This window comes from Oxalobacteraceae bacterium OTU3CINTB1 (genome assembly GCA_024123955.1).
Taxonomy (GTDB): domain Bacteria; phylum Pseudomonadota; class Gammaproteobacteria; order Burkholderiales; family Burkholderiaceae_D; genus Rugamonas.
The window spans coordinates 282,242-305,916 of record CP099652.1; the positions used below are offsets into that span (position 1 = coordinate 282,242).

The window sequence follows — 23,675 nt, forward strand, 5'->3', positions numbered from 1 at the left end:
CATGGCTTTCACCACACTCAACGTTACCCGCGACGGCAAAATCGCCACCGTCACGCTGAACCGGCCGGACACGCGCAACGCCTTCAACGAAGAGACCATCGCCGAAATCACCCGCGCCTTCCGCGAGCTCGGTGCCGACGACGAGCTGCGCGCCATCGTGCTGGCCGCGAACGGCCCGGCCTTCTGCGCCGGCGCCGATTTGAACTGGATGAAAGAAATGGCGGGCTACACGCACGCCGAAAACCATGCCGACGCCCTGCAACTGGCGGAGATGCTGCGCACGATCTACCTGTGTCCCAAGCCCGTGGTGGCCAAGGTGCAGGGCGATTGCTACGCCGGCGGCATGGGCCTGGTGGCCGCCTGCGATATCATCGTCGCGGTCGACGAGGCCAACTTCTGCCTGAGCGAAGTGAAACTGGGCCTGATCCCCGCGACCATTTCGCCCTACGTGATCAAGGCCATGGGCGAAAACGCGTCGCGCCGCTACTTCCTGACGGCGGAGCGCTTCTCCGCCGGCGAAGCGCTGCGCATCGGCTTCGCCCACGAGGTGGTGGCCGCCGACGCCCTCGACGCCATGGTGGCGGAAATCGTCAAGGCGCTGGTCAACAACAGCCCCAACGCGGTGCGGCAAGCCAAGGCGCTGGTGCGCGACGTCGTCGGGCAACCAGTGAACGATGCGCTGCTGGCCGATACCGCCGAGCGCATCGCGCATATCCGCGCATCGGAGCAGGGCCGCGAAGGCGTGGCCTCGTTCCTCGAAAAGCGCAAGCCGAACTGGCTGACGCATTAAAGACATCGGAGTTTCCTTGCAAGACAAAACACAAAGCGAATGGGTGGCACGCAGCCTGCGCAGCGTATGGCACCCATGCACGCAGATGCAGCACCATGAGACAGTACCTTTGATCCCGGTCAGCCGGGGCAAGGGCGCGTGGCTGTACGACCATGAAGGCCGTCGCTACCTGGACGCGATCAGCTCCTGGTGGGTCAACCTGTTCGGCCACGCCAACCCGCGCATCAACGCCGCGCTGAAGGACCAGCTGGACACGCTGGAACACGCCATGCTGGCCGGCTTCACGCACGAACCGGTGATCGAACTGTCGGAAAAACTGTCGGCGCTGACCGGCCATGTGCTGGGCCATAGCTTCTACGCCAGCGACGGCGCCTCGGCGGTGGAAATCGCGCTCAAAATGAGCTTCCACTCGTGGCGCAACAACGGCAAGGCCGGCAAGCAGGAATTCGTCTGCCTCAAAGGCAGCTACCACGGCGAGACCATTGGCGCGCTGGCCGTCACCGACGTCGCCCTGTTCAAGGACGCCTACGGCCCGCTGCTGCGCGCCTCGCAGACGGTGATGTCGCCGGATGCACGCAACGCCGCCGAAGGCGAGACGGCAGAGGACATGGCGCGCCGCGCCGCCGCCGACGTCGAACGCCTGTTCGTCGAAAAAGCCGACAAGATCGCCGCCATCATCATCGAACCGCTGGTGCAATGCGCCACCGGCATGGCGATGCACGACCCACTGTACCTCAAACTGGTGCGTGAACTGTGCGACCGCCACCAGGTGCACCTGATCCTCGACGAAATCGCCGTCGGCTGCGGCCGCACCGGCACCTTCTTCGCCTGCGAGCAGGCCGCCGTCTGGCCGGACTTCCTGTGCCTGTCCAAGGGCATCAGCGGCGGCTACCTGCCGCTGTCGCTGGTGATGACGCGCGACGACATCTACCAGTCCTTCTACAGCAGCGACGTCACGCGCGGCTTCCTGCACTCGCACTCGTACACCGGCAACCCGCTGGCCTGCCGCGCCGCGCTGGCGACCTTGCAAATCTTCGAGGAAGATAATGTCCTCGACGCGAACAAGGTCAAGGCGGCGCGCCTGACGGCCGCGCTGCAACCGCTGGCGCAGCACCGCCAGGTGCGCAACTTCCGCCAGCGCGGCATGATCTGGGCCTTCGACGCCATCGGCGCCACGCCGGACTTCTCGCGCCGCTTCTTCGCCACGGCGGTCGAGCATGAACTGCTGATGCGCCCCATCGGCGCCACCGTCTACATGATGCCGCCGTATATCCTGAACGACGACGAAATCGACGGCCTGGCCGCCAACACGCTGGCCGTGTTCGACAAAACGATGGCGGGCTGACGATGGATCTGCTGAACAAACTCACGGGCCAGCTGCGCGCGCTCGACGAGCAAAGCCTGATCCGCAAGCGCCGCACCGTCGACACGCCATGCGGCGCCCGCGTGTCGGTCGACGGCCGCCAGTTGCTGGCTTTCTGCAGCAACGACTATCTGGGCCTGGCCAACCACCCGAAGCTCAAGCTCGCGCTGCAGGAAGGGGCCGCGATCTATGGCGTCGGCAGCGGCGCCTCGCACATGATCAGCGGCCATGTCCGCGCCCACGCCATGCTGGAGGAGCGCCTGGCCGAATTCGTCGGCGCCCATCTGGAATCGGCGCGCGCGCTGACCTTCTGCACCGGCTACATGGCCAACCTCGCCATCATCACCGGCCTGACCGCCGGCGACCGCGAGGCCGAGATCTTCTCCGAATCGCTCAACCACGCCTCGCTGATCGACGGCGCCCGACTGTCGCGCGCCAAGGTTACCGTCTACCCGCATGCGGATCTGGAAGCGCTGGGCGCCATGCTCGCGGCCAGCAACGCCGCTACCAAGCTGGTAGTGACGGACAGCGTCTTCAGCATGGATGGCGACCTGGCGCCGCTGCCGGCCCTTCTCGCGTTGTGCGAACAACACGGCGCCTGGCTGGTCATCGACGACGCCCACGGCTTCGGCACCCTGGGCGACCATGGACGGGGCGCGCTGGAGCATTTCAACTTGCGCTCGCCCTATCTGGTCTATATGGGCACCCTGGGCAAGGCGGCCGGCGTGGGCGGCGCCTTCGTCGCCGCCCACGAGACGGTGATCGAGACGCTGATCCAGAAAGCCCGCCCCTACATCTTCACCACCGCTACGCCGCCGGCGCTGGCGCACGCCCTGCTGACCAGCATCGACCTGATCGAGGGCCAGGAAGGCATAAAACGGCGCGCGCACCTTGCCGCATTGGTGGCACAATTGGACGATGGCGAGGTTGGGCTCAAACTGCGTCGCTGGCGGCGTTTGCCGTCGGTGACGGCGATCCAACCTATCCTGATCGGCGATAATGCCGAAACCATGCGCGCCGGCGCGGCTCTGTACGAACAGGGGCTGTGGGTCGGCACTATCCGTCCGCCCACCGTCGCGCCAGGCACATCGCGCCTGCGGGTGACGCTATCGGCGGCCCATAGCAGCATGGAAGTGGCGCAGCTGATCACCGCGCTGAATAATTTGGATGCCTTCGAAAAGGACGTCAGATGAGTCTCGATGATCCCGTCATAGCAGTCGACATACCGTCCGACGCGCCAGCGGTCGATGAGGTACTGGAGCAGGAGCCAGAGATGCAGCCGGCGGTGCTGGCAGGGGGCCTGCCGCCGCGCTTTTGCTGCTTCGTCACCGGTACCGACACGGAAATCGGCAAGACGCTGGTCTCGTCGGCGATGCTGCACGCCTTGGTGAAGGCCGGCGTGCGCGCTTGCGGCATGAAGCCGGTGGCAGCCGGCGCCGAGCTGCGCGACGGCGAATGGCACAACGACGACTGCGACCAGCTGGCCGCCGCCGGCAACGTCCACCTGCTGCCGACGATTACCACGCCGTTCCTGCTCAAGGAGCCGGCCGCGCCGCACATCGCCGCCGCGCTCGAGGGCGTCACCATTTCGGCGGTGCCGATCCTGGCCGCCTACGTCGAAATCAACGCCGCCTCCGACGCCGTGGTGGTCGAGGGCGTGGGCGGCTTCCGCGTGCCGCTCAACGACGAATTCGACACCGCCGACCTGGCCGAGCAGCTCGCGCTGCCGGTGGTGCTGGTGGTCGGCCTGCGGCTCGGCTGCATCAGCCACGCGCTGCTGACGGTCGAGGCGATCGAAGCGCGCGGCCTGACGGTGATCGGCTGGGTCGCCAACGAGACCCAGGCCGACATGGCCTTTGCCGACGAAAACGTCGCCGCGCTGGCGCAGCGCATCGACGCGCCGCTGCTGGGACGCATCCCGCGCCTGGAAAACCCCAGCGCGGAGGCGGCCGCCGCCCATATCGATTTTACCGGGCTGCCCAACTGGCCAACCCGGAACAAACTTTGAACGAACTTTGAACAGACAAGGAAACACGATGTCCCTGACCACCCTCCAAGAACCTAAAACCGTCGCCCTGCACCGTCCGACCGCCGCGATCACCCTGCCGCCGGCGGCGACCTGGCCGCTGGAAGACGTGATGGCGCTGTTCGACCTGCCGTTCAATGACCTGATGTTCAAGGCGCAGCAAACGCACCGCCTCAACTTCCCGGACGGCGACGTCGAACTGGCCACGCTGTTGTCGATCAAGACCGGCGGCTGCGAGGAAGACTGCGGCTACTGCCCGCAAGCGGCGCGCTACGACACCGGCGTCGAAGCCAAGAAGATCCTCGACATCGACACGGTGCTCGACGCCGCCCGCCAGGCCAAGGACAACGGCGCCACCCGGTTCTGCATGGGCGCCGCCTGGCGCAGCCCGAAGGATCGCGACATGGACAAGGTCGAGGAGATGGTGCGCGAAGTGAAGGCGCTCGGCCTGGAAACCTGCGCCACCTTGGGCATGCTGGAGGAAAGCCAGGCGCAGCGCCTGAAGGACGCCGGCCTGGATTACTACAACCACAACCTGGATACGGCGCCCGAGTTCTACGACAACGTCATCTCGACCCGCGAATACCAGGACCGCCTGGACACGCTGGGCCGCATTCGTGAAGCGGGCCTGAAAGTCTGCTGCGGCGGCATCGTCGGCATGGGCGAGACGCGCCTGCAGCGCGCCGGTTTGATCGCGCAGCTGGCCAACCTGAACCCGTATCCGGAATCGGTGCCGGTCAACCACCTGGTGCAGGTCGAAGGCACGCCGCTGTACGGCATGGACCCGCTGGACCCGTTCGAATTCGTGCGCACCATCGCCGTCGCCCGCATCACGATGCCGAAGGCCCGCGTGCGCCTGTCGGCCGGCCGCCGCCAGATGGGCGAAGCGGTACAAGCGATGTGCTTCATGGCCGGCGCCAATTCGATCTTCTACGGCGACAAGCTGCTGACGACCGAAAATCCGGAAGCGGAGGACGACCGCAACCTGCTGGCGAAACTGGGCCTCAAAACCCGTGGCGCCGTACTGGAATCGGCCCCAAAAGAGAAGTGCGGCTGCTAACCCGCAAAGCTGGGCGGGGTCGTACCCCGTACGGGGTACGACCCCAAACCCCCGGCCCGGGCGAACCTGCGGCATGGTGGTGGGTTAAAAACAAAAAATATACGGAGACAAAAATGTTCACCAAAATCCTGATCGCAAACCGTGGCGAGATCGCCTGCCGGGTCGCCGCCACCGCACGCCGCATGGGCATCAAAACCGTCGCCGTTTACTCCGAGGCCGACGCCAACGCCAAGCACGTCGCCGTCTGCGACGAAGCGGTGCTGATCGGCCCCGCCGCCGCCAAGGAGAGCTACCTGTGCGGCGACAAGATCATCGCCGTCGCCAAGGCCACCGGCGCGCAAGCGATCCACCCCGGCTACGGCTTCCTGTCCGAGAACGCTGCCTTCGCCGACGCCTGCGCCGAGGCGGGCCTGGTCTTCATCGGCCCGCCGGCATCGGCGATGCGCGCGATGGGCTCCAAGTCCGCCGCCAAGTCGCTGATGGAAAAGGCCAACGTGCCGCTGGTGCCGGGCTATCACGGTGAACAGCAGGACGCCGACTTCCTGCACACGCAGGCCGACAAGATCGGCTACCCGGTGCTGCTCAAGGCCTCGGCCGGCGGCGGCGGCAAGGGCATGCGCGTGATCGAGAACTCGGCGCAGTTCAAGGACGCGCTGGCGTCGTGCAAGCGCGAGGCGATCAGCTCCTTCGGCGACGACAAGGTGCTGGCGGAGAAATACCTCCAGCGTCCGCGCCACATTGAAATCCAGGTCTTCGCCGACACCCTCGGCAACTGCATCTACCTGTTCGAGCGCGATTGCTCGGTGCAGCGCCGCCACCAGAAGGTATTGGAGGAAGCGCCCGCGCCGAGTATGACGGCCGAGCGCCGCGCCGCCATGGGCGAGGCTGCGGTGGCCGCCGCCAAGGCAGTCGGCTATGTCGGCGCCGGCACGGTGGAATTCATCGCCAACCAGGACGGCTCGTTCTACTTCATGGAGATGAACACCCGCCTGCAAGTCGAGCATCCCGTCACCGAGATGGTCACCGGGACCGACCTGGTGGAATGGCAGCTGCGCGTGGCCGCCGGCGAACCGCTGCCGAAACAGCAGCACGAACTGGTCATCAACGGCCACGCCATCGAGGCGCGCATCTACGCCGAGAATCCGGAAAAAGGCTTCCTGCCGTCGATCGGCACCTTGCGCCATCTGGCCACGCCGGACGCCGTCTCGTTCGAGCTTGGCGGCGCGATCAATCTGCCGGCCGGCGTGCGCATCGATTCCGGCGTGCGCGCCGGCGACGCCATCTCGCCGTTCTACGATCCGATGATCGCCAAGTTGATCGTCTGGGGTGCGGACCGCAAACAGGCGCTGGCCCGCATGGCGCAGGCGCTGTCGGAATACCAGGTGGTCGGCCTGGCGACCAACATCGCCTTCCTCAAACGCCTGGTCGAAGGCCAGGCCTTCTCCACCGCCGATCTGGACACCGGCCTGATCGAACGCAATCAGGACGCGCTGTTCCCGGCGCCGCAGGCCGCGCCGAAAGCCGCGCTGGCGCTGGCCGTGGTGTCGCTGATCGCCGCCGAAAAACAAAGCGCCGCCGCGCAATCGCGCGCCAATCCCGCCGACCCGTGGGGCCAGGCGCTGGGTTGGCGCATGAACCAGCCTTACTTGCGCGCGTTGTCGTTCGGCGACGAATTCGCCAGCGACCAGCCCTACACCGCCCACGTCAGCTACCGCGCCGACGGCTGGCTGTTCAGTATGGGCGCGGGCGCGCAGCCCGAAGCCCTCAGCCTCACGGCCGAAGGCGCGGACGGCTACAGCATCAAGCTGGGCGACCAGGCCGTGCACGGCGCTGTGCGCCGCGACGGCGATGTGCTGCACGTCTTCACCGGCGGCGCGCACTACCAGTTGACCTACAACGACCCGATGGCCCACGCCGGCGAGACGGAGGCCGAAGGCGGCCGCCTGACCGCGCCGATGCCGGGCAAGGTGGTCGCGGTGCTGGCCACCAAAGGCCAGGAAGTGAAAAAAGGGGATGCCCTCGTCATCATGGAAGCCATGAAAATGGAGCACACCATCGCCGCGCCGCACGATGGGGTGGTCGACGACATCCTCTACGGCGTTGGCGACCAGGTGGCCGATGGCGCACCGCTGCTGGCGTTCAAGACGGCGTAAAGAACGATCAGGAGATCATCATGCGCATTCTTTTACATCGCGCGGACGGCAAGACCGAGCCGTGGATCAAGGACTTCACCAAGTTCCTGCCCGAGGCGGAATTCGAGATCTGGCACGCCGGCGAAACCAGCCAGCCTTGCGACTACGCGGTGGTGTGGTCGCCGCCCGAAGCCATGCTGCCGGAGCTGGCGCAGGTCAAGGCGATCTTCAACACCGGCGCCGGCGTCGACGCGCTGCTGCGCTTCGGCGACGCCATTCCGCGCGAAGTGCCCATTATCCGCCTGGGCGACGCCGGCATGGCGGTGCAGATGGCCGAATACGTCACGTATTCGGTGCTGCGCTACTTCCGCCGCTTCGACGAATACGAGGCGCAGGCGCGCTCCGGCCTGTGGGCGCCGCTGCCGCAGCACGTCAAGAGCGACTTTCCGATCGGGGTGCTGGGCATGGGTGTGCTGGGCACCCGCGTGCTTGAAGCGCTGGCGCCGTTCGGCTTCCCGCTGCGCGGCTGGAGCCGCAGCGAAAAGCGCATCCCGGGCGTGCAGTGCTACCACGGCAGCGATGGACTGGACACCTTCCTGCGCGGCAGCCGGGTGCTGGTCTGCATGCTGCCGCTGACGCCGGAGACGTCCAACCTGATCGACCGCACCAACATGGGCAAGCTGCCGGCCGGCGCCTTCATCATCAACGTCGCGCGCGGCGCGCACATCGCCGAACCGGATCTGCTGTCGCTGATCAAATCCGGCCACATCGCCGCCGCCACGCTGGACGTGTTCCGCAACGAGCCGCTGCCGGCGCAGCACCCGTTCTGGCAGGAGCCGCGCATCACGATCACGCCGCACATCTCGGCGCTGACCCTGCGGCGCGAAAGCGTGCAGCAGATCGCCGAGAAAATCCGCAAGCTCGAAAAGGGCGAACCCGTCGCCGACATCGTCGACCGCAACCAAGGATATTGAAGATGAACAGTTCGCCAAGGCAGGTCAAGATCGTCGAAGTGGGACCGCGCGACGGCCTGCAAAACGAAAAAGCCAGCGTGCCAGCCGACGTCAAGATCGAACTGGTGGACCGCCTCACCAGCGCCGGCTTCCAGAACATCGAAGCGGCGTCCTTCGTCTCGCCGAAGTGGGTGCCGCAGATGGCCACCAGCACCGAGGTCATGGCCGGCATCGCGCGCAAGGACGGCGTGATCTACTCCGCGCTCACGCCCAACATGCAGGGCCTGACGGCGGCGCTGGCCGCGCGCGCCGACGAAGTGGTGATTTTCGGCTCGGCGTCGGAAGCGTTCTCGCAAAAGAACATCAACTGCTCGATCGCCGAATCGATCGCCCGCTTCGAGGAAGTAGCCAGGACCGCCAAGGAAAACGGCCTGCGCCTGCGCGGCAGCATCAGCTGCTCGTTCGGCTGCCCGTACCAGGGCGACGTGCCGCTCGACGCGGTGGCCGACGTGGTGGGCCGCATGCGCGACCTGGGCTGCGACGAAATCGACATTGCCGACACCATCGGCGTGGCCACACCGCGCAAGACGCAGGCGGTGATGGAGCGCGCGATCCGCGAGTTCCGCGCCGACGGTCTGGCGGGGCACTTCCACGACACGTACGGACAGGCGCTGGCCAACATCTACGCCAGCCTGGAGGTGGGCATCTCGATCTACCACTCGTCGGTGTCGGGACTGGGCGGCTGCCCGTACGCCAAGGGCGCGACCGGCAACGTCGCCACCGAGGACGTGCTGTACCTGATGCAGGGGTTGGGGATCGAAACCGGCATCGACCTCGATATCGTGGTCGATGCGGGCCAGTTCATCTCGCACTTCCTCGGCCGCAAAGGCGCCAGCCGCGCCGGCAACGCCATCGCCGCCAAGCGCGCGAACTAGAACGCTACATCTGACGAAACTGGCGCGTGAACGCCTCGCTCACGGCCAGTTTCTCCGATCTCCCTTTCAAACGAATCTCCATCGCCGCGCCATCGCGGTCGATACGCTCGATCGCCTCCAGGTTGACGATCGCCCCGCGATGCACCTGCGCGAACTGCCCCGGGTCCAGCTGCTCGATCAGGCTTTTCAACGGCACCCGTATCAACGCGTCGCCGCTGGCGGTCACCACCCGCGTGTACTTGCCGTCCGACGTGAAGAACTGCACATCCTTCACCATCACCAGCCGCACCGAACTGCCGGTCGACGCCTTGATCCACTTCAGATAGACCGGTGCGGCGGCCTTGCCGAACAACCGCTCCCACACCTCCGGCGCGACCACGCGGCTTTCGCGGCTCTTCAACCGTTTCACCGTTTGCAGCAGGCGCGCGGCCGACAGCGGCTTGACCAGATAGTCGGCGGCGCCGGCGTCGAAGGCATTCAACGCGTGTTCCGCATACGCGGTGACAAAAACGATCTGCGCCGATTCCGGCACATGCCGCGCCACCTCCAAGCCATTCAAGCCCGGTATCTGGATATCGAGAAAAACGATATCCGGGCGCAGCGCCTCCAGCATCGCCACCGCCTCGATGCCGTTTTCCGCCTGTCCTGCGATCTCCAGTTCGGGCCACAGCGCCGCCAGCTGGTCCGCCAGCTCGGCACGCAGCAGCGGCTCGTCCTCGACGATCAAAGCGCTGGTCATGCCACCTCCAACACGGGCAACGGCACCGACAGCGTGGCCTCGACACCGCCATCGTCCAGCGCCTCCACCGTCAGCGACGCGCCCTCTCCATACAACAGCCGCAAGCGCTCGTGGATGTTGGCCAGGCCGAGTCCCTGGCCCGGCTGATCGCTCAGGCCCGCGCCATTGTCGCGCACCGTCAGCCGCAGCGCACCGCCGTCGACGGTGGCACGGATCAGCAGATCACCGGGACGGGTCGCGCTTTCCAGCCCATGCTTGATCGCGTTCTCCACCAGCGAAATCAGCATCGCCGGCGGAAACGGCAGCGCGCGCACCGCTTCATCGGCGTCGATGCGGAAGCGCAGCCGCTCGCCCATCCGTATCTGCATGATCGACAGATAATCGCCCGCCAGCGCCAGCTCGCGCCCGACGGTGGACGACACGGAGCGCATGTCCGGCAGGGCGCTTTGCAAATAACCGACCAGATGATCGAGCATCAACTGCGCCGTGTCGCCATCGGTGCGAATCAGGTATTTGAGGTTGGCCAGGGTATTGAACAGAAAATGCGGCTCCACCTGCGCCTGCAGCGCAGACAGTTTCGCGTTCAACGCCGCGCGTTCCAGCTCGTGCTCGCGCCGCGCCAGTTGCAGCGTGTGGTGGCGGCGTTTGACTTCGACATGCAGATGATGGGCCACCGTCTGCACCGCGTCCCATGGCTCGCCCCTCTGCACCTGGAAAAACTCCAGGCCGAAGCGGCGCCGCACCTGGATTTGCGTCGGTTGCCCGGGTTCGCCGATCACCAGCACTTCCATGCGCCGCCATAGCCACAAGGTGTGTGGCGGCGAGATCCGGATCCTGCCCTTGAACTGCTGGTGCGAAAACGACGCCGGTCCCGGATAGCCCAGCGCCAGGCCCAGGGTCAGTCCGGACAAGGTTTCGGCGCACAGATCGAAGGTGCTGAGCGTGTCGAGAGGGGAGCTCACCGTCATGCTGGGCCGCGAGGAGATCATCTCCGGCGTCAGCGCCGTGCCGGCCTCGCGCAGCTTGCCGAGGTAACCGCACGCCATGGCGATGAGCACCGGGAACATGAGGATGAAATCGATCAGAGGTAACAGGTAGAACCAGTTGACGCTGTCGGCGACGTAGCCCTGCGACCACCAGGCATATGCGACGGGAAGCGACAGGCACAGGCCGCACACCAGCACCGCCGCGAGCGCATGCCGCAACAGCGTTTGCAAGAAATACCGGCGCACCAGCGATGGGTCATGCTCGACAAGCGCAACCCTGGCGTTGAACGGCAATTTGAACGACATCATGGCGTCACCTCCGGTTTGAACTGAAGGCATTCTAGCGAGCCGTCCCGCGTTCCTGGGGCAGATGCGACCGACAGCCGAATTTGCGGGATGAACACGGTTTTGAAATGGAAAAACCCCCGTTTGACGTTGCCATCAAACGAGGGTTTTAAATACTGGTCGGAGTACAAGGATTCGAACCTTGGACCCCCTGGTCCCAAACCAGGTGCGCTACCGGGCTGCGCTACACTCCGAAGAAGCAAGATAATACAAGCTGCCCCAGTATCCGTCAAGTGCCGCTATAAAAATCATTATGTACCACCGCCGATTTTTTTCAAGGTAATATCCCGGGGGTATGCATAACTTAACTAAAAAACCATGAGCGCGACCTTGACCCTGGGCCAGCCCGCACGACTGCGGCGGCCCGGGATGATATGGGGCATCGCCGTTTCGATGGTTTTGCATGCGCTGTTAATTTTCGGCTACCGGCTGACCTCGCCACAGGCGCCGGCCGAGCTGACCATCCACTTTATCCGGAGCAGACGGGGACCGAGCTGGCGGCCAAAATGGAAGGCGCCAAAGGTAAAAGTTGCCTCAACCAGCCCGGCGCCAACCTGCTGACGCCGCTATTCTGGTTGTTGGACAAGAAGGATCACGGCTGCAAGTTCTGATCAGTCTTCTTCTTTCAGTTGCAACGCACGGTCGTACAGCGCGTTTTTCTTGCGGCCGGTGATCTGGGCGGCCAGGTTGGCGGCTTGCTTGACCGAGCATTCGGTCAGCAAGATCTTCAATATCCGCTCGGCTTCGACATCCTGCTCGTCCTCGGCCGCCGGCGCGCCGGCCAGCAGCACGACGAATTCGCCCTTTTCGCGGTGCGGATCGGCCTTGATCCACGCCTCCGCCTCCGACAACGGGCAGCGGTGGATTTCCTCGAACATCTTGGTCAGCTCGCGCGCGAACACCACTTCGCGCTCCGGCTCGAACGCGGACGCCAGCGCCACGGCGCAATCGAGTATCCGGTGCGGCGCCTCATAGAAAACCATCGTCGCCGTCACCGCGCGCAATGTGCCAAGGAAATTCTCGCGCTGCTTGGCCTTGGCCGGCAGGAAGCCGACAAAGTAAAACTGGTCATTGACCAATCCGCTGGCCGACAAGGCCGTGACCGCCGCCGACGCCCCCGGCAGCGGCAACACGCGCAAACCGGCCGCCCGCACCGCGTCGACGATGCGCGCGCCCGGATCGGACACGCCCGGCGTGCCGGCGTCCGACACCAGCGCGATGCGCTCGCCGCCCTGCAAACGCGCGATCAGGGTCTCGGCCACCTCGCGCTCGTTGTGCTGGTGCGCGGCGATGAGCGGCTTGTGCAGCCCGAAACGGGTCATCAGCTGCGCCGTGTTGCGCGTATCCTCGCAGGCGACCGCGTCGACCAGGCTCAAAACGTGCAACGCGCGCAGCGTAATATCGGTCACATTGCCGATGGGGGTCGCCACGATATACAAGGTTGCGCTAGGATAGGCCTGGTGCGCCGTTTCACCCAGCACGGGAAGGGTGGAAATGGCGCGGGAATCTTGGTCGGTCATTGGGGGTCGAATGAAAAGTATGAGGTTGTCGCTGCGGTGTGCGGCTATTACGACGATTGCGGCGGTCACGGCCGTCGCCTTGAGTGGCTGCGGCAGCACGCCGATCCCACCCATGGCGCCCATTATAAGCGCAACCCCGACACCGCCCGCTCCGCCTCCGCCGCTGCCAAAGCCGCCACCGGAGCCGACGCCCCCGGCTGCCGAAACCTTCGCCATCGACCTGCCGGGCGGCGCCGCCCCCGCAGCGCCCGGCGCCACCGCCAGCAGCACCGGCGACCAGCCGCAGGGCCGCCTGGCCGACGAGGGCGCGCGGCCGTCCAACGCGCCGGTCAACATGGCGCTGCTGCTGCCGCTGCGCTCCGAAACCCTGGGCGCGGCCGCCGAATCGCTGCGCGCCGGCTTCATGGCGGCGTGGGAGCGCGACCGCGACAACATCACCGTCACCGTCATCGAGACCACCGACGTGCCGCAGGACATCCTGTCGACCTACGCCAGCGCGGCCGAGCGCGAGGACATCATCGTCGGCCCGCTGGCGCGTTCGGCCGTGGCGGCGATCGCCTCCAGCCCGCTGGTAAGCAAGCCGACCATCGCGCTGAACTATCCGGAAGGCTACGGCAGCGCCGGCGCCGCGCCGCTGCCGCCGAAGATGCTGGCCATGGGCCTGTCGATCGAGGAAGAAGCGCGCCAGGCCGCCCAGTGGGCCGCCGCCGACCATCCCGGCGCCAGCGCGATGATTCTGACCACCAGCTCGTCCTGGCAGCGCCGCATCGCCGCCGCCTTCGCCGGACAGTGGCAGCGCATCGGCCAGCCGGTGCGCATGGTCGAGCTCAACGCGCCCAACGGCTACCTCAGCGATCCGGACCTGGTGCAGCTGCGCGCGCGCCTGGCGCAGGATCCGCCCGGCCTGCTGTTCTCGGCCATGGGCGCCGACCAGACCCGCCAGCTGCGCGGCGCGCTGAGCGCCCCGGTGACGACCGAGCCGACCAATCCCACCATCAGCACCGCCGACGCCATGCCGGCCCAGCCGCCGGTCCAGCTCAGCTCGTTTAGCGCGCTGCCGGTCTACGGCACCTCGGCGCTCAATCCGGGAACCACCATGGCCTTCGCCGGCCCCGAGCTCGACGGCGTGCGCCTGCTGGACCTGCCGTGGCAGGTGCAACGCGACCATCCGGCCGTGATGGTCTATCCGCATCCGGTGCAGGCCGGCACGGCCGACATGGAACGCCTGTACGCGCTCGGCATCGACGCCTACCGCGTGGCGCGCGAAATCAGCCGCCGCCCGGCCGGCCGCTTCAACATCGACGGCGTCACCGGCCGCCTGACGGTCGATTTCGGCGCGGGCACGTCCAGCTTCGAGCGGATCGAGCAGCCGGCCATCTACAAAAACGGCGTGCCGCAGGCCGTCGCACGATGAGATCGCCATGTCGCCGCCACGGCAACGCGCTGGTTCCTCCGGCGGGCAACCCACCGAGCAGCAACGGCTGGGCCGGCTGGGCGAGGACCGCGCGCTCGCCCACCTGATCGGCCAGGGCCTGACCCTGGTCGAGCGCAATTTCCTGTGCAAGGTCGGCGAGATCGACCTGATCATGAAGGACCGGGGCGGCCTGGTGTTCGTCGAAGTACGGCGCCGCGCGGCGGCAGGCTTCGGCGGCGCGGCCGCCAGCGTCACACCGGCCAAGCGCCGGCGCCTGATCAACGCCGCCCAGTATTACCTGCTGCGCCACCCCGATCCGCCCCCATGCCGCTTCGACCTGGTTGCCATCGACGATGAAACGTTGTCATGGATGCAAAACATTCTGGAGTTGTAAGCATTTTTAACAGAGCTTGTCCGGCTCCCCGAGGGACTGCACTATAATCAGCACACTATGAATAATCAACGCATCCTGGCGCACTTCCACGAAAGTGCCGAAATCAAAATCCAATCCGCCACCGTCCTCGCCCCGCATTTGGCGCAGGCGATCGAACTGATGTTCTCGGCGCTGTCCAACGGCAACAAGATCCTGGTGTGCGGCAACGGCGGTTCGGCCGCCGACGCCCAGCACTTCGCGGCCGAGCTGGTGGGACGCTTCGAGCGCGAACGCTTCCCGCTGCCGGCGATGGCGCTGACCACCGACACCTCGATCCTGACGGCGGTGGCCAACGACTACAGCTACCGCGAGATCTTCTCCAAGCAGGTGCAAGCGTTCGGCCAGGCCGGCGACATCCTGCTGGCGTTCTCGACGTCGGGCAACTCGGCCAACGTGATGGCGGCCATCGAAGCGGCGCTGGAACGCGAAATGCGCGTGGTGGCCATGACAGGCAAGGGCGGCGGCGCCATCGGCAAGATGCTGACCGACGCCGACGTCCACATCTGCGTGCCGGCCGACCGCACCGCCCGTATCCAGGAAGTCCATCTGGTATCCATACATTGCATTTGCGACGGCATCGACGTCGCGCTATTCGGAGGAGATGTGAATGACTAACCCAGGTGCTATCTGGAACAAGATCCAGCGCCCGCTGGCCCTGAGCGTGCTGTGCGCGGCGATGATGACCTCGTTGACCGGCTGTATCGCGCTGGTCGCCGGCGGCGCCATCTCCGGCACCCTGGCCGCGTCGGACCGCCGCACCTTCGGCGCCCAGACCGAGGACACCACGATCCAGATCAAGGCCGCGAACAAGCTGCGCAACGTCGTCGGCGACGCCGGCCACACCAACGTCAACAGCTTCAACCGCCGTGTGCTGCTGACAGGCGAAGTGCGCGACGAGACGATGAAAGCGGCCGCCGAGCGCGAAGTGCGCAGCGTCGAAGGCGTGATTTCGGTCACCAACGAGCTGGAAATTGCCGGCCCGGCCAGCTACACCTCGCGCTCCAACGACACGCTGATCACCACCAAGGTCAAGGCCAGCCTGGTCGACGCCAAGGATATCTCGGCCAACTCCTACCAGGTCACCACCGAGCGCGGCACGGTCTACCTGCAGGGCCGCGTGACCCAGCGCGAAGGCCAGATCGGCGCCGACATCGCCCGTGGCGTGAGCGGCGTGAACAAGGTGGTCAAGGTGTTCGAGTACATCTCCGAGGAAGAGTACAAGCAGTACCAGGCAACGCCTGCCCCAGCCCCGGCTGCAGCCCCGGCCAACGCCGACAGCGGTGGCGCCACCACCCACTCGGTGCAGTAAAAACGGCTCGCGGGCGTCGTCGGGGATACCGGTCTATAATGACTCCACCCTCTTCGGCGCCCGACACCATCATGCAAGATACGCTCACTTCCGCTGCTCCTTCCCCTACTTCGTCGTCGCGCGGCTGGATCAAGCCGGTGCTGGCGGCCGTGGTGATCGCCGCCATCGGCTTTGGCGGCTATCTCTCGCTGAACAAGCGCCCGGTCGCGCCGGACGTCGGCTTCGTCACCATCAAAGGCGAAAAGATCTCCCCCGACGCCTTGCGCGGCAAAGTCTACATGGTCAATTTCTGGGCGACGTCGTGCACCACGTGCGTGGCCGAAATGCCCCAAATGGTCGAGACCTACAACAAGTTCAAACCACAGGGCATGGAATTCGTCGCCGTGGCGATGAGCTACGATCCGGCCAACTACGTCATCAACTATGCCGAAACGCGCCAGTTGCCCTTCAAGGTGGCGCTGGACACGGACGGCTCGGCCGCCAAGGCCTACGGCGACGTCTCCATGACGCCGACCACCTTCGTCGTCGGCAAGGACGGCAAAATCCTCAAGCGCTATCTGGGCAAGCCGGATTTCGACGAGCTGCACAAGCTGCTGGCGACGTCGCTCAAGAGCTAGTCGCCGTCACGCCGCAGGCGCTGGCATAGCGCTTGCATGCTCCATGACCATCCCAACCCGAGGAGCCGTCATGGACCGCCAACAAGTCACGCATAAAATCCTGTCCGTCAAAGTCGCCCGCAAAATGCTGTGGGGCGACATCGCCAAAGAGATCGGCCAGAGCAAGGAATGGACGACCGCCGCGCTGCTCGGCCAGATGACGTTCAACCGCCAGCAGGCCGACACGGCGCAGCGGCTGTTCGACCTGACCGACGAAGAGGCGGCATGGCTGCAGATCGTGCCGTACAAAGGCTCGCTGCCGTCGGCGGTGCCGACCGACCCGCTGATCTACCGCTGGTACGAGATCGTCAGCGTGTACGGCACCACCATCAAGGAATTGATCCACGAGGAGTTCGGCGACGGCATCATGAGCGCGATCGATTTTTCGATGGACATCCAGCGCGAAGAAGATCCGAAGGGCGACCGCGTGCAGGTGGTCCTGAGCGGCAAATTCCTGCCCTACAAATCGTATTGATCAGAACCCGGCCTGCACCGACAGGTACACGCCGTGCTGCTTTTTGGGATTGAAGATGGTGATGTCGCCCAGCTCCGCGTAGGCCGCCGTCACCGAGAGATGCTTGGTCGGGAACCAGGCCACGAAGGCGTCGTAATATGCCTTCTCGTCATCGACGGTCAGGTTGCGCGGCTTGCGCCGGTACTCGGCGCCCACCGCCAGCTTGCGCGAAACCAGGTACGCGGCCGAGAACTCCGGCATGAAGCGCCGGCTGTCGCGCAGGTCTCCGCCGAATCCCAGCAAACCCATTTGATTGGCATTGGTCGACCTCAAAGTGGCGTTGAGCAGCAAACTTTGCTCGAACAGGATCTTGGTCGCGGCGACGTAGTAATCGTAGCCATGATCGTCCTTCGCGCCCAGCTGCGTCACATTGGTCACGCCCAGCGCGCCCAGGCCACCGATGCCCTTGTTCTTCTTGTACATGGCGCCGACGGCGATCTGCGGCAGCCAGCTATCCTGTTCGTAGACGGCGTCGCCGGCGACTTTCACTTTCACGCCGACGATATCCTGCTTGATCGCCAGCTGGTTGAGCGGCGCCAGGCTGCCCTTGAATTCCTGGTTGGCCAGCGATATCTCGACCCGGTCGGCGATCCCCACCGCCACGCCATAGCTGGTCAACTTGTAGTCCTGGGTTTTGAGATAGGTGTAGTGCGCGTTCGCGCCCCAGCTGTCGCGCGTGCCATAGCCGGAAATCAGCGCCCACGGCACGATGCCGCCGCCGCCCGCGCCTTCGACCTGGCTGACGCCACCGGTGGCGAGGAACTTGCCCATGTCCGGCATCGCCTGCGCGGCCGCGCCGCCGCACGCCAAAGCCGCAGCTACCGTCGCCAGGATATTTTTCAAAGGATGATTGTTCACTGCGGGGCTCCCGGCCGGGTTATTTGGTCACGATGGCGCGCTGCATCGGCGCCAGCTTGGCTATCAGCTTGTTCGCCACGCTATTGGGCACGTTGTTGCGCTCCATGGCGATCTGCAAATCCTCGGTCAGCGCATTGAACATCGCGTTGGTGACTTTCAAATCCTGGTGCACGGTCGCCATGTCACGCTCGGTGCCGACGCCGTCCATCGTCTTGTCGCGGTATTTGCCGGTGTACTTGCACGGGCCGCCGGCGAACTCGCAGAACTGCTCCTGCAGGCGCACGTTCAGCTGCTCCATGTCGAAGTCGGTAAAGCTGTCCTTGATGCGCGGATCGGCCAGCATCAGCGGAATGAAGGTATCGACGATCTTCTTGATGCCCTCCTTGCCACCCAGTCCTTGATAGACCTTGTCGTCGGTGTACGGCGTCTGCGCGAATGCCAGCGAGGAGGCCAAGGAAGACGCCAAAATCAGGCCCAGGCCGACGCCGGCCAGCTTCGTGAATCGACTCATTTGATATCCTTGTGCGAGGGTTGCTCCCATGCACAATTTATCAGCTATTTGGCGCTATTTGGGGAACAAAACCATCTGTGTGCAGCGGAACAACGCTATTGTTTTACCAGTGGCCTGGCTGGTCACCACCGCGTCCCACACCTGCGTGGTGCGGCCCAGATGAACCGCCTTCGCCGTGGCCACCACCACGCCGTCGCGCGCGGTGCCGAGGTGGTTCGACTTCAGCTCGATGGTGGTGAAGTTCTGCGCGCCTTCCGGCAGGTGCGCGAAACACGCGTAGCCGCAGGCGGTATCGGCCAAGGTGACCACGCTGCCGGCGTGCAGGAAACCGTTAGGCGCCAAGTGCTTGGCCGCCACCTCGAACTGCGCCACCAACTCGCCTTCGCGCACCTCCGTAATGACGATGCCGAGATGGGAGGGCAGCGTCTCCTGGCCGAACTGATTAAAGTACTCGGGCGTGAATTTTTGCGCGTCCATTGCCAGCCTTTCAGTTTTTAAAATTTAGCTGGCAATGATAGCAATTTTCGCAATTTCGGGCTGGTGCGCCGACTTCGTGCGCTGAAATCGATTGGCTTGACGCACTACAGGAATGTCGTAAGGGATGTGGAGTACGTTGTGTCGTAATGCGCAGTCTCTCCAACTTTGACATTGAGCGTCGGAAGCATAAGGTCGCCGTCATGGTTACAAAGGCCAATTGAAGAATAGAGCCGTAAACGGGAATGGCCCACCGAAGTGGGCCATTCTAACTCTCTTGTCCCCAGGGGAAAGCCGAAGCTAACAAGTCCTGGAAATCACAACCTGATTGTATACGAATCCTAAAACCGAAGCATCAAATTTGATGAAAATGGCCCTAACACCCGCCCAAACCGTCGCTGTTAGCCGCACTATCTCGCCAGTGCGATTGGGCACCTATCTCGCTGCTACGGGGTTTTCCCCGGCCGCGACCGCTCTGGATATTTACGTTTGGAATGCTCTGGTGTCCGGCGCTTTCTTCTCATCGCTACATATCTGCGAGGTAGTTATGCGCAACGGCATCGCTCATGCGCTCGAACTCAAGTATGGACCCGACTGGCCGTGGGATGCCGGTTTCGAACGCACGTTGACGGCAGCGCGCAAAGGCGATCTTCAACAAGCTCGCCAAGGCATCCCCGTCGGTGCCACCGGCAAAGTGATCGCCGAGCTGAAATTCGTTTTCTGGTGCAAGATGTTCACCGTACGCCACGACCCTCATGTCTGGAATGTTAATTTGCGGATTGCGTTTCCCTTCTTGCCCTTTCCGCTGACAGTGGCAGCGGCCAGAACCAAGCTGTATGACGAAATGGAAGCACTGCGGGGATTTCGAAACAGAATCGCTCACCACGAACCGATTTTTGCCCATCCATTGGATGAGCATCATTTGCGGATAGCCAGGCTAATCAAGAGCCGTTGCGTTGAGACGGCACGGTGGTTGGCACAATGGGAAGTGGTAACGGCTGCGCTCGCGGCGAAGCCATGAATTCATGGCTGAGCCCTGGCCCGGAGTAAGGGCCGAAGCCAATACTCCCCATGATACCAACTACATCACGCGTACCCAAGCGCCTTTGTACAGGATAGGACCGGTCGGGCCGTCGGCCTTCGGCGAGCCGCCCTTCGGCTCCAGGGTCACCGCCAGCAGCGCGACGTCGTCGCCGATGGCGTTGCTGGTCAGCGCCAGCTTGACCTCGCCCCGATCGGCCAGCAGACCGAGCGAACGCGGATTGCCCTGCTTCGGCACCGCCCACAGCTCGAGCGATTTATCCGCAGGCACCGGCGCGTTGCCCACCATGCGCACCGTCAGCGCCTTGCGGCCGGTGTCGCCGGTCAGCACCAGCGCGGTCTGCGACTTCTCGTCGGTCAGCGTGGCGACATAATCGAGCTGCGGCGCGTCCAGCGTGCGGGTGGTGATGACCACCACCAGCAGAGCCGCCAGCGCCGTCGACACCACGCCCAGCGAGCGCCAGAACGTGACCGACTCATTGCGCCAGAATTGCCAGGCAGAGTGCGCGCGCTTGAGGTTCAGGCGCCGTTCGATGTTGGTCCACACCTGGCGGCGCGGCGCTTGCGGCGTCGCAAACTCTGCCAGCGGCGTCAATCGGTCCGCCCACTCCTGCGTGGTGCGGCGCAGCGCCGCGTCGTTGTGCATATAGCCTTCGAAACGCCGCCGCGCGCCCCCCTTCAGGGTGCCAAGCACGTATTCCGCCGCCAGCTTCTCGCGCAGCGGTCCGTTGTCGCGGATGTTCATGATTGCTCCCGCTTCGACAAGCAGGTCTTCAGCCGTTCCAGGCTGCGGCGTATCCACGTCTTGACGGTGCCGATCGGCAGCGCCATCTGCGCCGCCACCTCGCTATGCGACAGGTCGTGGAAGAACGCCAGCCCCACCACCTGGCGGTGCAGCCCTTCCAGCGCGGACATGCAGTAGGCCAGTGCCTTGGCGTCGCTGCTCATCTGAAGTGCCTCGATCGGCGTGGCGCCCGGATCCCGTAATGCATTGATAACCTCGCTGTCAAACTGTTCCCCATCGATTTCGGTGGTCACATCGCTGCGGCGCAAGAGATCGAAAGCCTTGTTGCGCACGATGGTGGTCATCCACGTCATCGGTGCGGCCAAATGGCTTTGATAACTGCCAGCGTTGTTCCAGATCGCCACGAAACTCTCTTGCAACACCTCTTCGGCAAGTTCGCGCTTGTTCAATATACGCAGCGCGAAGCCAAACAGTTTCGATGATGTGGCGTCGTAGAGGGAACGGAAGGCGGCGTCATCGCGGTTGGCGGCGCCTTGCAGCCACGTGCGCAGCTGCTGGGGATCGAGTGAATGAACGTCGGACACTGCGCGCCTTGAAAGTGATGATGCATTGATGGGAAACAAATTGGGCGTGTGAAAAATACCATATTCTCACGCGCGCGCGAAAATATATTATCGGGTCAGCAATTGAATCCGAACCGCCTCCCCCTCCGTACAACTACCCAACTTTGAATAAAAAATAACTCGGGTTGGGAGACGCGATGGGGATGAAACGCAGCATGGCAACGGTACTGGCCATGGCCGCCACACAGGGGCCGGCCGGCATGGCGCTCGCCGCCGAGGACGCCGAAGTGGCCGGCACGGTGGCGATGAGCCGGGTCACGGTGTTGGCGCATTACGACAACGCGGTCGGCACCTCGGACGCGGCCAGCCAGGGCACGGTGACATCCAGCCTGATCGCCAGCCGCGCCGCGCTGCGCACCGGCGAGCTGCTGGAGTTCGTGCCCGGCATGATCGTCACGCAGCACAGCGGCGACGGCAAGGCCAACCAGTACTTCCTGCGCGGCTTCAACCTCGACCACGGCACCGACTTCGCCACGTATGTCGACGCCATGCCGGTCAACATGCGCAGCAACGCGCACGGCCAGGGCTACTCCGACCTCAACTTCCTGATCCCCGAGCTGGTCCAGCGCATCGACTATAAAAAGGGTAGCTACTTCGCCGACGAGGGCGACTTTTCGTCGGCCGGCGCGGCCCACATCCGCCTGTCGGACCGGCTGCCAGAAGGCATCGCCAGCCTGACCTTGGGACGCTACGGCTACCGCCGCGCCTTGCTGGCGGACTCGATGGACGCCGCCGGCGGCACCTTGCTGTACGGCATCGATCTGGGCCGCAACGACGGTCCGTGGCAAACACCGGAACAGGTGCGAAAATACAACGCCATGCTGCGCTACAGCCGTGGCGACGCCCAAAATGGCTACAGCGTCACCGCCATGGCCTACCGCAACCGCTGGAACGCCACCGACCAGGTGCCGCAACGGGCCGTGCGCGACGGCCTGATCGGCCGTTTCGGCACGCTCGACGCCAGCGACGGCGGCGAAACGTCCCGCAGCAGCCTGTCGTGGGACATGCACCGGCGCGACGACGGCCGCATCACCGAAGCGTCGGCCTATGTGGTGCGCTCCAGTCTGGATCTATACAGCAACTTCACCTACCTGCTGGCCGACCCGGTCAACGGCGACCAGTTCCAACAGAGCGAGCGGCGCACCATGGGCGGCTTCAACGCCAGCCAGACCTGGCTCGACAAGATAGCCGGCATCGACATGCGCAACAAGGTCGGCGTGCAGACGCGCTACGACCATATATCGCCGATCGGCCTGTACGCCGCGCGGGAACGCGAGCGGCTGAGCACCGTGCGCGAAGACCGCGTCAAGGAAGCGAGCGCCGGACTGTATCTGGAGAACACCAGTTATTGGCTACCGGAATTTCGCACCATCGCCGGCCTGCGCTATGACGCCTACCGCTTCGACGTCAACGGCAACAGCGCCAGCGCGAACAAGGCCTCGCCCAAGCTGTCGCTGATCTTCGGCCCATGGGCCAAAACCGAATACTTCATCAATTACGGCGCCGGCTTCCACAGCAACGACGCCCGTGGCGTGATCGCGCCCGGCGCGGCCGGGGCCACGCCGCTGGTGGGCACGCGCGGCGCCGAGCTGGGCGTCCGCAGCGAATGGCTACGCGGCCTGCAAAGCTCGCTGTCGCTGTGGACGCTGGACATCGACTCCGAACTGGTCTACGTCGGCGACAGCGGCGACACCGAGGCGAGCCGCCCCAGCCGCCGCAGCGGCATCGAATGGAGCAACCACTACATCGCCGCGCCGTGGCTGCTGTTCGACCTGGACCTGTCGGCATCGCGCGCCCGCTATCGTCGAGACGACCCGGCCGGCAACCGCGTGCCGGGATCGCTCAACAAGGTGGCCTCGTTCGGCGTCACGGTCAAGGACCTAGGACGCTGGTTCGGCGGCATGGAGCTGCGCTACTTCGGACCCCGCCCGCTCATCGAAGACAACAGCGTGCGCTCGGCATCGACGGCGCTGGCCTACGGCCGCATCGGCTACCAGCTCGGCAAGCGCACCAAACTCACGCTCGACGGCTTCAACCTGTTCAACCGCCGCGCCAGCGACATCGATTACTACTACGCCTCGCGCCTGCCCGGCGAACCGGCCGAGGGCGTCGACGACGTCCACTCGCACCCGGTCGAGCCGCGCACCTGGCGCGTGACGCTGTCGCACAGTTTTTAACGCATCACTTTTAAATATATTTTCAAAAATCTTATCGAATCTGAATCTGGCGTCATGAACGCCGCGTATAC

At 64.7% G+C, this 23,675-nt stretch carries 24 protein-coding genes and 1 tRNA gene; 16 read left to right on the forward strand and 9 right to left on the reverse strand.

Annotated features, from left to right (window positions below; all coding sequences use genetic code 11):
- Position 1 precedes the first annotated feature (1 nt).
- From NHH73_01125 to NHH73_01160, 8 genes are all read left to right on the forward strand, one after another.
- A complete protein-coding gene (locus NHH73_01125; protein USX26932.1) occupies positions 2-790 on the forward strand; it encodes an enoyl-CoA hydratase/isomerase family protein in 789 nt (262 codons plus the stop codon).
- A 16-nt stretch (positions 791-806) separates the two neighbouring features.
- The gene (gene bioA / locus NHH73_01130) at positions 807-2,135 is read left to right on the forward strand and encodes an adenosylmethionine--8-amino-7-oxononanoate transaminase (protein USX26933.1); all 1,329 of its coding nucleotides are present in this window, start codon (positions 807-809) and stop codon (positions 2,133-2,135) included.
- A 2-nt stretch (positions 2,136-2,137) separates the two neighbouring features.
- The gene (bioF, locus tag NHH73_01135; GenBank protein ID USX26934.1) at positions 2,138-3,346 is read left to right on the forward strand and encodes an 8-amino-7-oxononanoate synthase; all 1,209 of its coding nucleotides are present in this window, start codon (positions 2,138-2,140) and stop codon (positions 3,344-3,346) included.
- Positions 3,343-4,161, forward strand: coding sequence for a dethiobiotin synthase (bioD, locus tag NHH73_01140; GenBank protein ID USX26935.1), 819 nt, complete (start codon positions 3,343-3,345; stop codon positions 4,159-4,161). Before bioF ends, bioD begins: the two co-directional genes overlap by 4 nt.
- A 28-nt stretch (positions 4,162-4,189) precedes the next feature.
- Complete coding sequence (bioB, locus tag NHH73_01145) at positions 4,190-5,239, forward strand: biotin synthase BioB (protein USX26936.1); 1,050 nt, start codon at positions 4,190-4,192, stop codon at positions 5,237-5,239.
- A 113-nt stretch (positions 5,240-5,352) separates the two neighbouring features.
- Positions 5,353-7,392: an acetyl/propionyl/methylcrotonyl-CoA carboxylase subunit alpha gene (locus tag NHH73_01150; protein USX26937.1), complete on the forward strand. Its 2,040-nt coding sequence runs from the start codon at positions 5,353-5,355 to the stop codon at positions 7,390-7,392.
- A 20-nt stretch (positions 7,393-7,412) separates the two neighbouring features.
- Entirely contained in the window at positions 7,413-8,345 is a 933-nt protein-coding gene (locus tag NHH73_01155; GenBank protein USX26938.1) for a glyoxylate/hydroxypyruvate reductase A, read from the forward strand.
- 2 nt (positions 8,346-8,347) lie between these two features.
- Positions 8,348-9,259, forward strand: coding sequence for a hydroxymethylglutaryl-CoA lyase (locus tag NHH73_01160; protein ID USX26939.1), 912 nt, complete (start codon positions 8,348-8,350; stop codon positions 9,257-9,259).
- 4 nt (positions 9,260-9,263) lie between these two features.
- Here the strand turns inward: NHH73_01160 and NHH73_01165 are convergent, their stop codons facing one another.
- From NHH73_01165 to rsmI, 4 genes are all read right to left on the reverse strand, one after another.
- The gene (locus NHH73_01165; protein USX26940.1) at positions 9,264-9,998 is read right to left on the reverse strand and encodes a LytTR family DNA-binding domain-containing protein; all 735 of its coding nucleotides are present in this window, start codon (positions 9,996-9,998) and stop codon (positions 9,264-9,266) included.
- Positions 9,995-11,293 carry a histidine kinase gene (locus tag NHH73_01170; GenBank protein ID USX26941.1) on the reverse strand — a complete coding sequence of 433 codons (1,299 nt, stop codon included), beginning with the start codon at positions 11,291-11,293 and terminating at the stop codon, positions 9,995-9,997. The genes NHH73_01165 and NHH73_01170 overlap by 4 nt, the downstream gene beginning before the upstream one ends.
- A gap of 153 nt (positions 11,294-11,446) precedes the next feature.
- Positions 11,447-11,523, reverse strand: a tRNA-Pro gene (locus tag NHH73_01175).
- 417 nt (positions 11,524-11,940) lie between these two features.
- Positions 11,941-12,849, reverse strand: coding sequence for a 16S rRNA (cytidine(1402)-2'-O)-methyltransferase (rsmI, locus tag NHH73_01180; protein ID USX26942.1), 909 nt, complete (start codon positions 12,847-12,849; stop codon positions 11,941-11,943).
- Between the two features lie 112 nt (positions 12,850-12,961).
- Between rsmI and NHH73_01185 the strand changes: the two genes are divergently transcribed.
- The 6 genes from NHH73_01185 (at position 12,962) to cynS (ending at position 17,136) form a co-directional block, all read left to right on the forward strand.
- Positions 12,962-14,263 (forward strand): penicillin-binding protein activator, encoded by a 1,302-nt coding sequence (locus NHH73_01185; GenBank protein USX26943.1) that lies wholly within the window; start codon positions 12,962-12,964, stop codon positions 14,261-14,263.
- Between the two features lie 7 nt (positions 14,264-14,270).
- A complete protein-coding gene (locus tag NHH73_01190; GenBank protein USX26944.1) occupies positions 14,271-14,657 on the forward strand; it encodes a YraN family protein in 387 nt (128 codons plus the stop codon).
- Between the two features lie 57 nt (positions 14,658-14,714).
- The gene (locus tag NHH73_01195) at positions 14,715-15,311 is read left to right on the forward strand and encodes a phosphoheptose isomerase (protein USX26945.1); all 597 of its coding nucleotides are present in this window, start codon (positions 14,715-14,717) and stop codon (positions 15,309-15,311) included.
- On the forward strand, positions 15,304-16,005 hold the full coding sequence (locus NHH73_01200; GenBank protein ID USX26946.1) for a BON domain-containing protein: 702 nt from the start codon (positions 15,304-15,306) through the stop codon (positions 16,003-16,005). The genes NHH73_01195 and NHH73_01200 overlap by 8 nt, the downstream gene beginning before the upstream one ends.
- A gap of 38 nt (positions 16,006-16,043) precedes the next feature.
- Entirely contained in the window at positions 16,044-16,622 is a 579-nt protein-coding gene (locus tag NHH73_01205; protein USX26947.1) for a TlpA family protein disulfide reductase, read from the forward strand.
- A 70-nt stretch (positions 16,623-16,692) separates the two neighbouring features.
- Positions 16,693-17,136: a cyanase gene (gene cynS, locus NHH73_01210; GenBank protein ID USX26948.1), complete on the forward strand. Its 444-nt coding sequence runs from the start codon at positions 16,693-16,695 to the stop codon at positions 17,134-17,136.
- Here the strand turns inward: cynS and NHH73_01215 are convergent, their stop codons facing one another.
- The 3 genes from NHH73_01215 to NHH73_01225 all read right to left on the reverse strand — a co-directional run bounded on the left by NHH73_01215 (position 17,137) and on the right by NHH73_01225 (position 19,021).
- Complete coding sequence (locus tag NHH73_01215; protein ID USX29758.1) at positions 17,137-17,955, reverse strand: DUF3034 family protein; 819 nt, start codon at positions 17,953-17,955, stop codon at positions 17,137-17,139.
- A gap of 97 nt (positions 17,956-18,052) precedes the next feature.
- A complete protein-coding gene (locus NHH73_01220; protein ID USX26949.1) occupies positions 18,053-18,544 on the reverse strand; it encodes a group 1 truncated hemoglobin in 492 nt (163 codons plus the stop codon).
- Between the two features lie 54 nt (positions 18,545-18,598).
- Positions 18,599-19,021 (reverse strand): PaaI family thioesterase, encoded by a 423-nt coding sequence (locus NHH73_01225; GenBank protein USX26950.1) that lies wholly within the window; start codon positions 19,019-19,021, stop codon positions 18,599-18,601.
- Between the two features lie 361 nt (positions 19,022-19,382).
- Between NHH73_01225 and NHH73_01230 the strand changes: the two genes are divergently transcribed.
- Entirely contained in the window at positions 19,383-20,039 is a 657-nt protein-coding gene (locus NHH73_01230; GenBank protein ID USX26951.1) for a hypothetical protein, read from the forward strand.
- 60 nt (positions 20,040-20,099) lie between these two features.
- Here the strand turns inward: NHH73_01230 and NHH73_01235 are convergent, their stop codons facing one another.
- A complete protein-coding gene (locus NHH73_01235) occupies positions 20,100-20,804 on the reverse strand; it encodes an anti-sigma factor (GenBank protein USX26952.1) in 705 nt (234 codons plus the stop codon).
- A complete protein-coding gene (locus tag NHH73_01240; protein ID USX26953.1) occupies positions 20,801-21,388 on the reverse strand; it encodes a sigma-70 family RNA polymerase sigma factor in 588 nt (195 codons plus the stop codon). The genes NHH73_01235 and NHH73_01240 overlap by 4 nt, the downstream gene beginning before the upstream one ends.
- Positions 21,389-21,672: 284 nt before the next feature.
- On the opposite strand from NHH73_01240, the gene NHH73_01245 reads away from it, so the two are divergent.
- Positions 21,673-23,604, forward strand: coding sequence for a TonB-dependent receptor (locus NHH73_01245; protein ID USX29759.1), 1,932 nt, complete (start codon positions 21,673-21,675; stop codon positions 23,602-23,604).
- Positions 23,605-23,675: the final 71 nt, after the last annotated feature.

Excerpts from the sequence above, each read along its gene's own strand:
- NHH73_01125 (USX26932.1), top strand. The coding sequence starts at position 2 with ATGGCTTTCACCACACTCAACGTTACCCGCGACGGCAAAATCGCCACC.
- bioF (USX26934.1), top strand. The coding sequence starts at position 2,138 with ATGGATCTGCTGAACAAACTCACGGGCCAGCTGCGCGCGCTCGACGAG.
- bioD (USX26935.1), top strand. The coding sequence starts at position 3,343 with ATGAGTCTCGATGATCCCGTCATAGCAGTCGACATACCGTCCGACGCG.
- bioB (USX26936.1), top strand. The coding sequence starts at position 4,190 with ATGTCCCTGACCACCCTCCAAGAACCTAAAACCGTCGCCCTGCACCGT.
- NHH73_01150 (USX26937.1), top strand. The coding sequence starts at position 5,353 with ATGTTCACCAAAATCCTGATCGCAAACCGTGGCGAGATCGCCTGCCGG.
- NHH73_01155 (USX26938.1), top strand. The coding sequence starts at position 7,413 with ATGCGCATTCTTTTACATCGCGCGGACGGCAAGACCGAGCCGTGGATC.
- NHH73_01160 (USX26939.1), top strand. The coding sequence starts at position 8,348 with ATGAACAGTTCGCCAAGGCAGGTCAAGATCGTCGAAGTGGGACCGCGC.
- NHH73_01165 (USX26940.1), bottom strand. The coding sequence starts at position 9,998 with ATGACCAGCGCTTTGATCGTCGAGGACGAGCCGCTGCTGCGTGCCGAG.
- NHH73_01170 (USX26941.1), bottom strand. The coding sequence starts at position 11,293 with ATGATGTCGTTCAAATTGCCGTTCAACGCCAGGGTTGCGCTTGTCGAG.
- rsmI (USX26942.1), bottom strand. The coding sequence starts at position 12,849 with ATGACCGACCAAGATTCCCGCGCCATTTCCACCCTTCCCGTGCTGGGT.
- NHH73_01185 (USX26943.1), top strand. The coding sequence starts at position 12,962 with ATGGCGCCCATTATAAGCGCAACCCCGACACCGCCCGCTCCGCCTCCG.
- NHH73_01190 (USX26944.1), top strand. The coding sequence starts at position 14,271 with ATGTCGCCGCCACGGCAACGCGCTGGTTCCTCCGGCGGGCAACCCACC.
- NHH73_01195 (USX26945.1), top strand. The coding sequence starts at position 14,715 with ATGAATAATCAACGCATCCTGGCGCACTTCCACGAAAGTGCCGAAATC.
- NHH73_01200 (USX26946.1), top strand. The coding sequence starts at position 15,304 with ATGACTAACCCAGGTGCTATCTGGAACAAGATCCAGCGCCCGCTGGCC.
- NHH73_01205 (USX26947.1), top strand. The coding sequence starts at position 16,044 with ATGACTCCACCCTCTTCGGCGCCCGACACCATCATGCAAGATACGCTC.
- cynS (USX26948.1), top strand. The coding sequence starts at position 16,693 with ATGGACCGCCAACAAGTCACGCATAAAATCCTGTCCGTCAAAGTCGCC.
- NHH73_01215 (USX29758.1), bottom strand. The coding sequence starts at position 17,955 with ATGCCGGACATGGGCAAGTTCCTCGCCACCGGTGGCGTCAGCCAGGTC.
- NHH73_01220 (USX26949.1), bottom strand. The coding sequence starts at position 18,544 with ATGAGTCGATTCACGAAGCTGGCCGGCGTCGGCCTGGGCCTGATTTTG.
- NHH73_01225 (USX26950.1), bottom strand. The coding sequence starts at position 19,021 with ATGGACGCGCAAAAATTCACGCCCGAGTACTTTAATCAGTTCGGCCAG.
- NHH73_01230 (USX26951.1), top strand. The coding sequence starts at position 19,383 with ATGAAAATGGCCCTAACACCCGCCCAAACCGTCGCTGTTAGCCGCACT.
- NHH73_01235 (USX26952.1), bottom strand. The coding sequence starts at position 20,804 with ATGAACATCCGCGACAACGGACCGCTGCGCGAGAAGCTGGCGGCGGAA.
- NHH73_01245 (USX29759.1), top strand. The coding sequence starts at position 21,673 with ATGAGCCGGGTCACGGTGTTGGCGCATTACGACAACGCGGTCGGCACC.